Source organism: Bradyrhizobium sp. I71 (assembly GCF_022354745.1).
GTDB lineage: Bacteria > Pseudomonadota > Alphaproteobacteria > Rhizobiales > Xanthobacteraceae > Bradyrhizobium > Bradyrhizobium liaoningense.
Genome location: NZ_CP059398.1, coordinates 7408713 through 7420375, shown reverse-complemented (window position 1 = coordinate 7420375; position 11663 = coordinate 7408713). Strand labels below are relative to the sequence as shown.

Annotated in this window: 13 protein-coding genes and 1 tRNA gene; 6 read left to right on the top strand and 8 right to left on the bottom strand. The window is 65.1% G+C overall.

The window, feature by feature from the left end:
* Positions 1-16: 16 nt before the first annotated feature.
* Both FJV43_RS35330 and FJV43_RS35325 read right to left on the bottom strand, forming a co-directional pair.
* Positions 17-5221 (bottom strand): alpha-2-macroglobulin, encoded by a 5205-nt coding sequence (locus FJV43_RS35330; RefSeq protein ID WP_239623513.1) that lies wholly within the window; start codon positions 5219-5221, stop codon positions 17-19.
* Positions 5218-5463 (bottom strand): hypothetical protein, encoded by a 246-nt coding sequence (locus tag FJV43_RS35325; RefSeq protein WP_239623512.1) that lies wholly within the window; start codon positions 5461-5463, stop codon positions 5218-5220. The genes FJV43_RS35330 and FJV43_RS35325 overlap by 4 nt, the downstream gene beginning before the upstream one ends.
* A 161-nt stretch (positions 5464-5624) precedes the next feature.
* Between FJV43_RS35325 and FJV43_RS35320 the strand changes: the two genes are divergently transcribed.
* Positions 5625-5701 (top strand) — tRNA-Arg (locus FJV43_RS35320).
* 147 nt (positions 5702-5848) lie between these two features.
* Entirely contained in the window at positions 5849-6067 is a 219-nt protein-coding gene (locus tag FJV43_RS35315) for a hypothetical protein (RefSeq protein WP_239623511.1), read from the top strand.
* Between the two features lie 50 nt (positions 6068-6117).
* Here the strand turns inward: FJV43_RS35315 and FJV43_RS35310 are convergent, their stop codons facing one another.
* Positions 6118-7392: a hypothetical protein gene (locus FJV43_RS35310; RefSeq protein ID WP_239623510.1), complete on the bottom strand. Its 1275-nt coding sequence runs from the start codon at positions 7390-7392 to the stop codon at positions 6118-6120.
* 113 nt (positions 7393-7505) lie between these two features.
* Between FJV43_RS35310 and FJV43_RS35305 the strand changes: the two genes are divergently transcribed.
* A complete protein-coding gene (locus tag FJV43_RS35305) occupies positions 7506-7733 on the top strand; it encodes a DUF2171 domain-containing protein (RefSeq protein ID WP_028176428.1) in 228 nt (75 codons plus the stop codon).
* A 126-nt stretch (positions 7734-7859) separates the two neighbouring features.
* Here FJV43_RS35305 and FJV43_RS35300 read toward each other — a convergent pair whose 3' ends face one another.
* Positions 7860-8072 (bottom strand): hypothetical protein, encoded by a 213-nt coding sequence (locus FJV43_RS35300; RefSeq protein WP_061881515.1) that lies wholly within the window; start codon positions 8070-8072, stop codon positions 7860-7862.
* Between the two features lie 252 nt (positions 8073-8324).
* Between FJV43_RS35300 and FJV43_RS35295 the strand changes: the two genes are divergently transcribed.
* Both FJV43_RS35295 and FJV43_RS35290 read left to right on the top strand, forming a co-directional pair.
* A complete protein-coding gene (locus FJV43_RS35295; protein WP_239623509.1) occupies positions 8325-8519 on the top strand; it encodes a hypothetical protein in 195 nt (64 codons plus the stop codon).
* 109 nt (positions 8520-8628) lie between these two features.
* Complete coding sequence (locus FJV43_RS35290; RefSeq protein ID WP_028176431.1) at positions 8629-8790, top strand: hypothetical protein; 162 nt, start codon at positions 8629-8631, stop codon at positions 8788-8790.
* A 274-nt stretch (positions 8791-9064) separates the two neighbouring features.
* On the opposite strand, the gene FJV43_RS35285 is transcribed toward FJV43_RS35290, so the two are convergent.
* The 3 genes from FJV43_RS35285 to FJV43_RS35275 form a co-directional block, all read right to left on the bottom strand.
* Complete coding sequence (locus tag FJV43_RS35285) at positions 9065-9826, bottom strand: hypothetical protein (RefSeq protein WP_239623508.1); 762 nt, start codon at positions 9824-9826, stop codon at positions 9065-9067.
* A 184-nt stretch (positions 9827-10010) separates the two neighbouring features.
* Positions 10011-10241: a hypothetical protein gene (locus FJV43_RS35280; protein ID WP_239623507.1), complete on the bottom strand. Its 231-nt coding sequence runs from the start codon at positions 10239-10241 to the stop codon at positions 10011-10013.
* Positions 10242-10319: 78 nt separating this feature from the next.
* On the bottom strand, positions 10320-10556 hold the full coding sequence (locus FJV43_RS35275; RefSeq protein ID WP_239623506.1) for a hypothetical protein: 237 nt from the start codon (positions 10554-10556) through the stop codon (positions 10320-10322).
* 264 nt (positions 10557-10820) lie between these two features.
* Here FJV43_RS35275 and FJV43_RS35270 point away from each other — a divergent pair, with 264 nt between their 5' ends.
* Positions 10821-11168: a DUF6481 family protein gene (locus tag FJV43_RS35270; protein WP_061881510.1), complete on the top strand. Its 348-nt coding sequence runs from the start codon at positions 10821-10823 to the stop codon at positions 11166-11168.
* Between the two features lie 143 nt (positions 11169-11311).
* Here FJV43_RS35270 and FJV43_RS35265 read toward each other — a convergent pair whose 3' ends face one another.
* Entirely contained in the window at positions 11312-11557 is a 246-nt protein-coding gene (locus FJV43_RS35265) for a pentapeptide MXKDX repeat protein (protein ID WP_036027965.1), read from the bottom strand.
* Positions 11558-11663: the final 106 nt, after the last annotated feature.

The following is an 11663-nucleotide window of genomic DNA, read 5'->3' as shown; positions in this document are numbered from 1 at the left end:
GTTCGAACCCACCATCTCACTTCGCCGTCCGCACCTCGACCGTACCCGTGCCGGTCCGCCCATAGCGCGAAGGATTATACATGTCCTCGACATAGGCCTGCGGCAGCACATATTTGCCGGGCGAGACCGCGCGCACGACATAGGCGACGGTGAACACCGATTTGGAATCCGAGGCGCGGTCGACCGCTGCGGTGAAGCGGTCGTCGCGGAACTCGGTATCCTCAGGCTCCTCGCCGTCCTCGATCCAGTCCAGCGTGCCGCTGTCGCCGGAGGACACCAGCTTGGGATTGTCGATCTCCAGGCCCGCCGGCAGATAGTCGGACACCATGATGTGACCGTACTCGGGCTTCGCCTCGGTGATCTTCAGCACCACCGCAAAGCGCTGGTTCTGCTTGACCTTGCTGATATCGGCCGGCTTGCCGTCGAGCGTGAAGTAGCTGCGCTCGATCTTGAAGCCGTTGGATGCGGCGGGCTCCGGCGTCACCGGCGAACCCGACACCGACACCACCGCCTGGACAGGCGCATCACCGGTATTGGTGATCTTCAGCGGCTTGCCGCTCAGCGTGTCCGCCTTGTAGCTGCGGTAGAGCGCGGTCTTGACCGGCTGGCCGTCCACTTCCATGGAGAGGTTCTCCTTGGCCAATGCCCGCGCCGCCAGCACCAGCCACGCATTCTCCTGCGTGGAGGTGTAGGGCGTCAGTCCGCGCGCGGACTCGACCCGCGACACTGCCTGCGTCAACGTCGCCTTCGGCGCGTTGCCTTCACTGGCGAGCGAGACAAGCGCTGCGGCATCGCGCAGCTGCGAACCGTAATCGGTACGGCCGAACTCCAGCACCGGCTTGGGCGCGAGGCTGTCGAGCGCGGCGGCATAGACCCGCTCGGCGCGATTGCGGTCGCCGACCAGTGCAAGAGCTGCTGCAAGCTGCGACTTTGCGATCGGCGTCGCAAGGTTGTTCAGCTTGGTATCGGCGAGATAGCGGAGATCGCCGATCGGAGCCGCGCCGTTGCGTGCCAGCACGTAGAGGCCATAGGCGAGATCGCGGCCGCCATCCTTCTCCGGCTCGTCGGCATTGACGACGGAGTTGCGGATGCGATCGAGCGCGTTCTTGAACAGCACGTCCGGCACCGCAAAGCCCTTTTCGCGGGCGCGGGTGAGGAAGTCCGTCACGTAAGCATCGAGCCAGGCATCGTCGCCGCCCGCCGACCACAGGCCGAAGGAGCCGTTCGAGCTCTGGCGGGCCAGCAACCGCTCGACCGCGTCGCGGATGCGCTGGTCGACCTCGGTGTCCATGGCGAGATGCGCGCCGGCGGCGAGATCGTTGACATAGAGCAGCGGCATGGCCCGGCTCGTGATCTGCTCCGAGCAGCCATAGGGATAGCGATCGAGCGCCTTGAGGATCGTCGCCGCATCGAGCGCGGTGGACAGGCTGGCCGAGACCGAGACGCTGCCGGTGCCCGGCACGAGGTCGGAGAACATGTCCGAGGTCAGCGTCAGGCTCTCGCCTTTCGCCAGGGTGCGGATCGAGCGCCGTGCCAGCACCTGCGTCGCCGCCTTGACGTCGAAGGCATAGTGGCGCGCCAGCGCGAGGCCATTCGGGCCCCTGATGTCGACGTCGAGCGTCGCCTGCCCCGCCGCAGTCGCGTCGATCGCGAGCGAGAACGCGTTGCGCTGCTTGGCGGCGAGCTTCACGGTGGTCGCGGGATTGCCGGTCATCTTCACCGGGCCGCCCGTCTTCACGTTGATGACGTAGTCGCCAGCCTGGCCCTCGACATTATCGATCTCGAGATTGACCGTGCCGTGGTCGCCGTTGAGCAGGAAGCGCGGCAGGGTCGTGGTCAGCACCACGGGATCGCGGATCACGACGTCGGTGTTGGCGCGGCCGAGCTTCGTGGCGGTCCACGCCGCCGCCATCACCCGCGCGGTGCCGGCGAACTCCGGGATGTCGAAGCTCACTTCGGCCGTGCCGTCAGCGGCGACCGTGACGATGCCCGAATAGAGCGCGAGCGGTTTTTGCGCTGGCGGTGAGCCCTGGAGCTCACCAGCGCCGGCGTCGCCGCCGGACTTGATCTGGCCGCGCGTGCCCGACATGCCGTCGATGAGTTGCCCGTAGAGATCGCGGATCTCCGCGCTCAGGCGGCGCTGGCCGAGATAGTAATCGTCCGGCGCCGGCGGCTTGTAGTTGGTGAGGTTGAGGATGCCGACATCGACCGCGGCGATGACGACCTTGGCGTCCTCGCCCGGATTGAGCCCATCGAGCTTGACCGGGATCTTCAGCGCCGAGTTCGGCCGGATCAGCGAAGGCGGCGACAGCTTCACCTGCAGCGTCCGGGCCTGCTTGTCGATGCCGAACCATTTCAGCCCGATCGCGCGGCCCGGCATGCGCTGGGCCGCCGCATCGAGCGGACGGCGCAGCGTCGCCACGACGTAGGCGCCGGTGCCCCAGTCCTTGCCGACCGGGAGCTTCACCTGCGCGGTGCCTTCCTTGACGTCGATGGTCTGCGTCGTCAGGAGGCGGTCTCCGACCACGTTGACGGTCAGCTTGCCGGCGCTGCGGACATTGACCGACACCGTCATGGTGTCGCCCGAGGCGTATTGAGGCTTGTCGATCGAGGTCTCCAACAGGTCCGGCGTGTCGGCGCTGCCGTCGGAATACCAGCCGACGTCGAACTGCACCGAGGTCACCGGGCCGCCGGCATCGTTGGATTTGACGTCGAGCCTGTAACGACCGGGCTGGGGGCTGAGCGAGATGCGCGATGGCTTGTCGGCAGCAATCGTCACGTCGCCGTCGGCCACGCGGGAGGTCGACTTGACCGGCTCGTACTCCCAATAATTGTTCTGGCGGTACCACTGGTAGCGCGACTCCATCTTCAGGAGCTCATAGCGCAGACCATCACGCGGCAGCGTCTTGCCCTCGGGCGAGACGAACACGATTTCGAACTCGGCCTTGTCGCCCTCGGCGACGTTCTTGTCGCCGAACAGGGGCTTGATGCCGATCTGCGCCGCGGCGGGCGCGACCGACAGCACGATCTTGCGCTCGACGGCGCGGCCGCCGGTCTCGACCATGCGGATGAAGATCTGCGCCTCCTGCGGCCGGGTCGAGGCCGGCTGCTTGTCCAGCGTGACCGGGAAAGTCGCAACGCCGTTGACGTCCGCCTCGGGCAGGTTCTCGAGCGGAGTGCGCTCATTCGAGCTGGTCTCCTCGTCGTCGACGCCGAACTGATAGCCGGCAAAGCCCGGCCGCTCCTTCGCAGGCGCCACCAGCATGTCGCCCTCGAGCTGAAGGCCCGAGGCCGGCGCGCCATAGAGGAAATGACCGTCCGCCTTCAGCTCCACTGGAGCATTAACTTTGATCAGCTTGTCCTTGGCCGACAAATCGAATTCGATCCGATCGGGGACGTAATCCTCGACCAGGAAGGTGGTCTCGCCGACGGACGATCCCTTCGGATCGGTGAAGGCGCGCACCCGCCACGTTCCGGTGGGGACGGCCGAGTTGAGGGGCACGGCCAGCGTGCGGCCGCCGGCGCCCTGGTCGGCCAGTACGGCACGGCGGAATTCGACGCCGTCGGGACGCTCGATCACCAGCGTCATCGGCCCGCCGGTGACGGCATTGCCCTGACCGTCGCGCAACAGCGCGGTCAGATAGACGGTCTCGCTGGAGCGGTAGACGCCGCGCTCGGCATAGACGAACGCGTCGGCGCCGGCCGGCACCGCACGCCCCGAAACGCCGCGGTCGGACAGATCGAAGGCGGAGGACTTGAGGCTGAGAAAGGCATAGTCGGCCTTCTCGCCGGTGACGGTGAGCATCGCCGGCGACAGGCCGCCCTCACCGCGCGCGAGCCCTGCTTCGAACAGCACGTGGCCGCTGTCGTCGGTCTTGCGGGTAGCCAAAATCTCGTTGTTGCGGGCAACTAGCCGCACCTCGGCCTTGCCGACCGGATCGGTCGAGGCCAGCGAGTTGACGAAGACATGGATGCCGTCATTGCCGGAATAAGCGGAGACGCCGAGGTCGGAGACGATGAACCATTGCGTCGCGAGCTGGGACTCGTCGTCCGAGCCCGGGCCCTTGGCCGCGGCGGTCATCACGTACACCCCGGGCTGGAGCTCGCCGAGCGCCTGGTCCACCGGGAATGCGGTGGTGACGTCCTGGTTCAGCGTCATCGCGGTCGCGAGCTCGCCGAACCAGACCTTGACGCCGCGCTGGTCGCCGAGATCGGAGAGCTGGTATGTCGACAGCGTCCTCTGGAAGTCGCTGTCGACCACCGTGTTGATCAGATTGCGGTCGCCGATCCGGAAGACGGTGATGTTGACCGCGGGCGTGTTGACGCTGACCACGGGAATGCCGCGCTGGCCGGTCCGCGGCAGCACATAGGCGCGGCTGGTGAAGCGCACGAAGGGCTTGCGGTCGCGGACATAGATGTTGAACTCGGCCGATTTCGGCAGGCCCTCCTTCACAGTGGACGGCAGGCCGGCGCGCAGATTGATGTTGTAGCGCTCGCCGTGCTTCAGCCCGTCGACGCAGAGCTGCTTGCCTTCCGCCGACAGCGCCGGCTTGTCCTGCCCCGCCAGCGCCAGGAACGGCGCGAAGTCAGTCCGCTTGGCAAGCTCTTCCGAGAACTGGAAGCAGGCGCGCGGGCTCGCCGAATCCGAGTCCACGGTGTAGTCGAGCAGCCGGAAGCCGTGCTCGTCGCGCATCTTCTCATATTGGCCGCGGACGTCGGCAACCTCGCGCATGTCGAGCGACAGCCGCAATGCATCCAGCGCCGGCCGCCACAATTTTCGTTCGGCCAGCGACTTGCCGAGCACGGCGAGTGCGTCGGCCTCCTCGCCCGGGTTTCCGGCGCGCTGATAGGCGATATAGGCGGCGGTCGAGGCCCGCTCGAGCAGGAAGGTCTGCTCGCTCGAGCTCTTCGGCGAGATCTGGAAGATGACCTTGGCAAGCCGCAGCCAGGTGCCGGCATCGTCTGGCATAGTGGCCGCGATCTGGCCGAGCACGGACAGCCCGGTGCGGTAATCATTGCGCCGGAAGGCGGCGTCGGCATCCGTGCGCAGCGTCGCGCTGGACTTGGCGACCGGCCCCGCCTCGCTCTTGATCTGGGCCTCCAGCTTGATCGCGGAATCGGCGAGATCGTCGCGTTTGAAGGCCTTGTCGGCGGCCTGCGCAGCCGAAAGGCCGAGCGCCAGCGCGGCGCAGATTGTGACGGCGCGAACAAGACCGATCATGGATGGACTCCCGGAAATCGCGGACGAACGCCGCTTGTCGCATGAAATGCGCGGAAAGGTGACGGACTCAAGGCGATGGAACCAAAGCTGCAAATCGTCGCAATCGCCATGACAAGGCAAGCCCAGAGGAGACCGATCAAGATACCGCCGCGCACGCCGTCCTGATGGCGCAGCAATACCGGACCAGTCGACCAGCGGCGGTGTCCCGGAAGCTCCTCAGCGGTCCCGGCGATGCGATCCATCGTCCAGTCCGCTGCCGCTCAACCCGGCACCCTGACACGCCACCGTTCCACTTTGTCGCGGCATTGCGGAAAACGGTTCGGTTCAGGCTTGGCGAAACACCAGATTTTTCATATTGGCATGTTAGATGAACGGCCAGCCCCCAAACCGGGCGGCTCAAAACGGTCCCGTAGCTCAACTGGATAGAGTAGCGGATTTCTACTCCGCGGGTTGCAGGTTCGAGTCCTGCCGGGATCGCCAGCGTTTTTGCCAGTGCCGATCCATCGTCCTTCACGAATGCGTGGGTCACTCCGCTCCGGGCTTTCAACCGAGCACATCGGCCCTATCTATCCGCGGGGCGAAGTGTGCCCGAGAAGGATCCCGATGCCTCAATCCGAATGGACGAGAATGGCTGTCGCATCTGCGGTGGCGATTGTCGCGATGTCGTACTTGGCGATCGACGCAGGCCTCGTGAACACCAATGTGGTCACAAAGCCCATCAAGGTGGCGCAGGCATCGATCGTCGGCGCCGCGATGGGCCAGCACCACCTTGCCTTCGCCGTTCAGGAGTGGGCGCGTCGCGGCCACGAGAGGCCCGCCCTGGAGCACTGCCTTGCGATCGATTGATGCGAGGCGCACGCCTCGCGCGGCTATCGACGAGACCTCGTATTCACCCTTCACCTCTGATGCGCCATCCACCACCGCGCAATCGCGGCGGCCAGATAATTCCAAAGCTCCGTCGGAAGATCCGGGACCGCCACCCGGACGCTATACTGGTCCGTGGTCGCATCGTGAAACCATTCGGTCGCCGCGAAATCGAAGCCGAAGCTGCCGGCGTGGCGGATGGGAAAGCCCTCCCCGCGCAATTCGCTGCTCATGTCTTCGGCAGCCTGCCGCGCTGCCGCCTCGTTGAGCGCCCGCTTTCCTCGGAGGGTCACGTACAGACCGTGGGTGAAATGAAGCTCGGCCGAGAGCGACGGAAGCTTCGCAGCAAAACATCGAGCCGTGCTTCGGCCGTTGCGCAAGATCGCCGCGACACGCCTCTGCGTGAGGGCCCAGTACGCCGCGCTGCCTGCGAAGGGCGGGAAGTGCGCCGGCAACGCCGCGCCGCCGAGCAGCCGCACCGCGTTTCGGGTTTCGGACGCGAGACGTGCCCATTCAAGGCCCCCTGCCCGCTGCTGCTGATGCTCGTTCCCTTGCACGAAAACGGCTGAGCCGAGCCGGCCATATTCCGCTCCGAGCGAATCGAGCTTGTTGTGGCTTCGCACCAACACCAGCGGGATTCCGTATCGCCGGGCCCATCTCAGGACACGCCTGATGCGGCCTGACCTGCCGGCGAAGCATGTCGTATCGAAAACCAGGAGATCGAGGCCCGAGCCGTCACAGCGCAGCGCCGCCTCGAAAGCGCCGGCGAAGGAGCAGGAATCCAACAGAAGTATTCGCGGCGCGTTCGCCGGAGCAAACGCATCGCCCAGCGGCAGCTTCAAGGCCTCGAGCCGCAAATGCGGGACGAAGCCCCGGATCAGTTCCAGCGTCTCTCCATAGGAGCCTGGAAGCACCAGGACATCAGCCTTCTCGACGATTTGCGCGGAGGCGAGCAGCACGGCGGAGATCGCGGCCATGCCCGAGGCGGTGTAGATCGCGGTGCTCGTGCAGCCGCAGTCGAACTCATAGAACGAAGGCCCGCGCACCGTGAGATCGGCCCGCTGGTAGTCGTAACTGAACGCGAACGGCCCGCTGGCGGGATCGGCCGTATGCGACCAGGCTGTCTCCGTCGCCTTCCACTCCTGCAACTCGTGCTCCGCCCTCAGCGCGGCAGTGATCTGGAATTTGGACCTGACGACCTCGTCGACCGAACGCGGACACGCCAGATCGAACCGGCTTCTCAGGCAGTCATTCAACAGCCTGAGTTCCTCGTGCTTTCGCTCCAGATAGGCTCGAATGGTCTCCATGCGCTTCTTGACGGTTCCGATGGGACGTCAACGTCCGGAAAACGCCGTGGGTCCAACGCGCCCGCTGCAACGAACACGCGTCCTCGCAGTTGAATCCACGCAAGGAGGACAGCATGGCTGACATCAGAGAGCACATGAAGATCATCGGCAAGGACGGCGCACATGTCGGCACCGTCGATCGCGTCGAGGGCAATCGCATCAAGCTGACGCGCAAGGACAGCCCGGAAGGTCACAAGGACCATCATCACTACATCGATACGAAATATGTCGGTGCCGTCGAAGGCGATATCGTCAAGCTGTCGGTAAATGCCGACGCCGTACCGAAGACGGAAGCCGCCTGAAACACTGAGCCCCTTCGGGGGCTTTTTGTTTGTTCACGATCCGACTCCGCTTCGTTCGCAAAGCACGAATCGCGACCGCAAATTGCGAGGCCGAGGATTCGTTAATGACCGGTTCAGCCAGGTCGGTCATGCACTCACGAGCACAGGCCGCAGCCGGTAGGCATCGATCGCGGCATTCGACAGCAACAGCCTGCGTCGCTCTCCACGCAACATCATGCGGTCGATCCGGTTCAAGATGAAGCGAGCGGAATCCTTGTGCTCGCCCGTGAGCAGGCCGGACTGGTCGAGATATCGCCAGGCGATCTCGAAAGACTGTGCGCGTAGCTCGGGATCCGTCATAGCCGCACAACGCTGCCGCGGAACGAATGTTCCTGCGCGCCAAGCGCGCGAGCCGTGCAGGAGTTCATCGCCGCGGATCGATGCGGAACGAACGCGCAATCAGGGCGTTGGACATCCGACTCGAGTGGTGCCGACCTGCCAACCCCGGTCGGCTTTGAAGGACCCCGTGCTTGTCCCCCGAGCACGGGGTTTTTCTCATTCGGCCCCCTATTCGATCCGAGCCATGTGGCCGGCTGACGATGAGGAGTCGGCATGCTCATCGTGTGGATCGCGGGCGAGCTGATGCCACGCCAGGGCCAGCTGGATCAGCCGTTGCCGGTCGGCACCTTCGGCCTCCGCGGCCCGCTTCATTGCGGCCTCGGCTTCGTGCTGGGGATCGTACTCGGTGCACATGAGGTGACCCTAGCCGGTCATCTGGACAAGCCCATGGCAATTTCGTCCGTATGATTGCGGGGTACTTTCAGGCCTCACAGGCAGATCTGTGAACTACGTCACAGCCTGTCCCCGGCAATCTCCGCTAAACAGCGCTTCGACGCTTCTTGGATGAGGCCCGGTCATGACACGCAAAGCAGCCACGGAAGTCATCGTCCCGAAGCAACGACATAGCTCGAACCTGCTTGGCATCGCGTATCTTGGCACCATCGGCGTGGTGATGGTGGCCTGGATCGGCAGCCTGGTCTGGGCCACGATGGCATTCTTCAGCTGGCTCGTGTCCTGACGCGCGAGGCGAGCGATCGTCCTCGTCCGATTGCGCTTTAGAACAGGCAAGACAGCGCCTGAGAGAGTTTGATCCCGCCGCAAACGATCATGGCCCAAAGCGCCACGCTGATCTGGATGGCATCCAGCATGTCCCACATCCCCCGCGAATCATCCGGATATTTTTCTTTGAGACTTGCGTGAGGCGGCCGCCAGCGCCAGCGCTCATTTGAAGCCGGTGCACAAAAAAAGAGGCGGGCCTGGGCCCGCCTCCGCGCTCAATCCGCTTGGAAAACTCAGTAGCACGCCCGGGGATCGGCCTGCACATATTGGCCGTTCGGATAGCGGTAGTAGCAGGTGCCCTGCGCCCAGTAGTATCCGGGCTGGGATGCAGCGGTGGCGCCGGCGATCGCGCCCGTCGCGCCGCCGAGAACGGCGCCCGCGGCGGCTCCTGTTGCGTTGCCCGAGATCAGGCCGCCCAGCACGCCACCGACGATCGCGCCGCCGAGCGCGCTGGCGCCGGGGTCAGCCGGTGGCGGAGGCGGAGGTGGTGGCGCGTAGGCGACGGGCGGCGGGGCATAGGCCACCGGCACGTCGTCGATATAGTCCTCCGAGATGTAGGCAGGCGGACCAGCCATTCGCTGCGGATAATAATACCAGACGCCGCCAACGTCCCACCACCAGCCGGAGCGTCCGTTGCGGACCTCATGACGCCAGCGGCCGCCTTCCCAGGCGCGATTGCCGCGATAGGTATGTCCGCCCCAGTCGCGCGCCGGAGCGGGGCCCCGGGCGACGTGACGTCCCGGCGGCGGACCGCCGGCACTGTGCCGGGCGGGACCCGCATGGGGCTGCTGGTCGACGGGCCGGCCCGCCTGCTGTGGCGGGGGACCTTTGCGCATGTTCTGATTGGTCGGGGCTGGCGCGCCTACGCCTTGGCGGGCCGGCGGCGGACCGGCATCCCTCGTCGGCCTGGCGTCCTGAGCCTGCGCCGAAAGCGCGAGCAACGACACGGCCGAAACCAATGGAATGATGATCTTCATGCGTTTAGACGCACTCATGCGTGCTCGCCCCCTGCTCTCTCGATCGCCGTCATTCCCAGCGCGACAGACGATTCGCCGCGCGCCGGGCTGATGCCGGCCGACATAACTGATCTGCTTGATCGGCTAAGTCCCGTTACAAATGATTAAGATCACGGCAATTTTTGGCCTCAACGGGCTCCCGGCGGGCCGCACTGAAGCGCCTCTAGCGAGCCGGCTCAATCACGTTGCAATTGCTTCGCCCGGACATCAGGCAATCCTGCATCTTGCTGGCTGCGGTGAGATCCCGGGCAAGCCACCAGCCCACGCCAAGAATCACGATCGCGATGATCAATCCGGCGATCGCGCCGCGGCGGTCGTCACCGGGCTGGCGCTTGGGTCGACTGTTCGGGCGAGGATTCGGCTTCTCGCCGGGTTCGGATTTGGGCTCGGACATGGCCGCCTGATCGCGCTGGCGAGCCGGCTTTATCACCTCTGCGGCGTCGCGTCACATCCGGATCAGCCTGCCCCGAGTTCAGCCCCGGGGCGGCGGGGTCGCGTCCTTGCGTGAGGTTTCGATGGCCGGGATCGCCCGCTGGACCCGCGGTGCGCAGGTCGTGAGCACGAATGCGGTCTGGCTGCATTCCCAATCCGCCCCCAGCACGGCACTATCGACCGCCTGCGGGCGCGCGAACAGCACTGCGGCGCCGGTCGCGCCTGCCAGGACGAAGGCGATTGCGAGCGCCTTCAGGCTCGGTCGGAAGGTCATCATGCCCGTGCTCCGTCTCGTTCCGGGCGGACGCTAGGCGTCGCGCTCGTGCTCCCTTATGAGGGACATCACAATTCAGCAGTTTTTCCGGGCTACGAGAGATCGTCGGGGGGCGATTTTTCGTTGACCTGATCGGCTGCGATTATGGGTGGCTTCGCGACGCGCGCCGATGTACACGCTACAGCGTCGCGTGGCGCCTGCTATGCCCAGCCGACGTACCAACAGGCACGAATGTAGGATCGAAAGCGAGGAAGACAAGGCTCGTAGATGAGTGGATTCAGGGAACCCGGCTTCACGGACCGGCAAAAGGCGGCGCAGGAAGCCCGCAAAAATCTTTTGAACAAATTCAAATCGCAACCGGGCCCCGACGATCCGGCGGTGCTCGCGCGCCGTGCTGAACGCGAGGCACTCGCGGCCAAGCGCGCCGAGGCGAAGGCTGCGCGCGAGGCGGAGAAGGCCGAGCAGAAGCGCATCGAGGAGGAAGCCAAGGCGGCCGAAGCCGAACGGATCGCCCGCGAGGCCCAGGAAGCCGCCGAGAGACTGGCTGCGCTCGAAGCCGAGCAAAAGGCCAAACGCGACGCGCGCTACGCCGCCCGCAAGGCGAAGCGCAAGTAACACGTAACAAGTAAGGTGCGCTCGTAGCGCCCCATTGAACTTGAACCAAAGCACCGTTCCGGAGGCGGCCTCAAAGGCCGCCGCCGGAATTGGAGGGGTTGCGCGGCCTGCCCGAGGCAGGCGCGCTACGACCACGACGACGATCAATTCTTCTTCATCATCCCGTCGTCTTTCTTCATGCCGTCCTTCGACATGTGGTCCTTCTTCATGCCGTCGTCCTTGGACATGGTATCCTTCTTCATCATGCCGTCCTTGGACATCGTGTCTTTCTTCATCATGCCGTCATCCTTGCCCATCTTGTCCTGAGCAAAGGCGGCCGGGGCAAACGCTAGGCCGAGCGAGAGAGCGGCAGCCGAGACGCCGAGCACGATGCGGGTGCGAATGGTCATGGTTCAACTTCCCTTCGAGATGGAGTTTGTCAGCGACAGACGCCGCTATTCAATCCCGACGGATCGTTAGCCGGCGTTGTTACGCCGCCGCCGACAAATTTCGGTG

What these genes read in the sequence shown, in the direction of transcription:
- FJV43_RS35330 (WP_239623513.1), bottom strand. Translation starts at nt 5,221, where the DNA reads ATGATCGGTCTTGTTCGCGCCGTCACAATCTGCGCCGCGCTGGCGCTC.
- FJV43_RS35325 (WP_239623512.1), bottom strand. Translation starts at nt 5,463, where the DNA reads ATGGATCGCATCGCCGGGACCGCTGAGGAGCTTCCGGGACACCGCCGC.
- FJV43_RS35315 (WP_239623511.1), top strand. Translation starts at nt 5,849, where the DNA reads ATGGCTGTCGCATCTGCGGTGGCGATTGTCGCGATGTCGTACTTGGCG.
- FJV43_RS35310 (WP_239623510.1), bottom strand. Translation starts at nt 7,392, where the DNA reads ATGGAGACCATTCGAGCCTATCTGGAGCGAAAGCACGAGGAACTCAGG.
- FJV43_RS35305 (WP_028176428.1), top strand. Translation starts at nt 7,506, where the DNA reads ATGGCTGACATCAGAGAGCACATGAAGATCATCGGCAAGGACGGCGCA.
- FJV43_RS35300 (WP_061881515.1), bottom strand. Translation starts at nt 8,072, where the DNA reads ATGACGGATCCCGAGCTACGCGCACAGTCTTTCGAGATCGCCTGGCGA.
- FJV43_RS35295 (WP_239623509.1), top strand. Translation starts at nt 8,325, where the DNA reads ATGCTCATCGTGTGGATCGCGGGCGAGCTGATGCCACGCCAGGGCCAG.
- FJV43_RS35290 (WP_028176431.1), top strand. Translation starts at nt 8,629, where the DNA reads ATGACACGCAAAGCAGCCACGGAAGTCATCGTCCCGAAGCAACGACAT.
- FJV43_RS35285 (WP_239623508.1), bottom strand. Translation starts at nt 9,826, where the DNA reads ATGAGTGCGTCTAAACGCATGAAGATCATCATTCCATTGGTTTCGGCC.
- FJV43_RS35280 (WP_239623507.1), bottom strand. Translation starts at nt 10,241, where the DNA reads ATGTCCGAGCCCAAATCCGAACCCGGCGAGAAGCCGAATCCTCGCCCG.
- FJV43_RS35275 (WP_239623506.1), bottom strand. Translation starts at nt 10,556, where the DNA reads ATGATGACCTTCCGACCGAGCCTGAAGGCGCTCGCAATCGCCTTCGTC.
- FJV43_RS35270 (WP_061881510.1), top strand. Translation starts at nt 10,821, where the DNA reads ATGAGTGGATTCAGGGAACCCGGCTTCACGGACCGGCAAAAGGCGGCG.
- FJV43_RS35265 (WP_036027965.1), bottom strand. Translation starts at nt 11,557, where the DNA reads ATGACCATTCGCACCCGCATCGTGCTCGGCGTCTCGGCTGCCGCTCTC.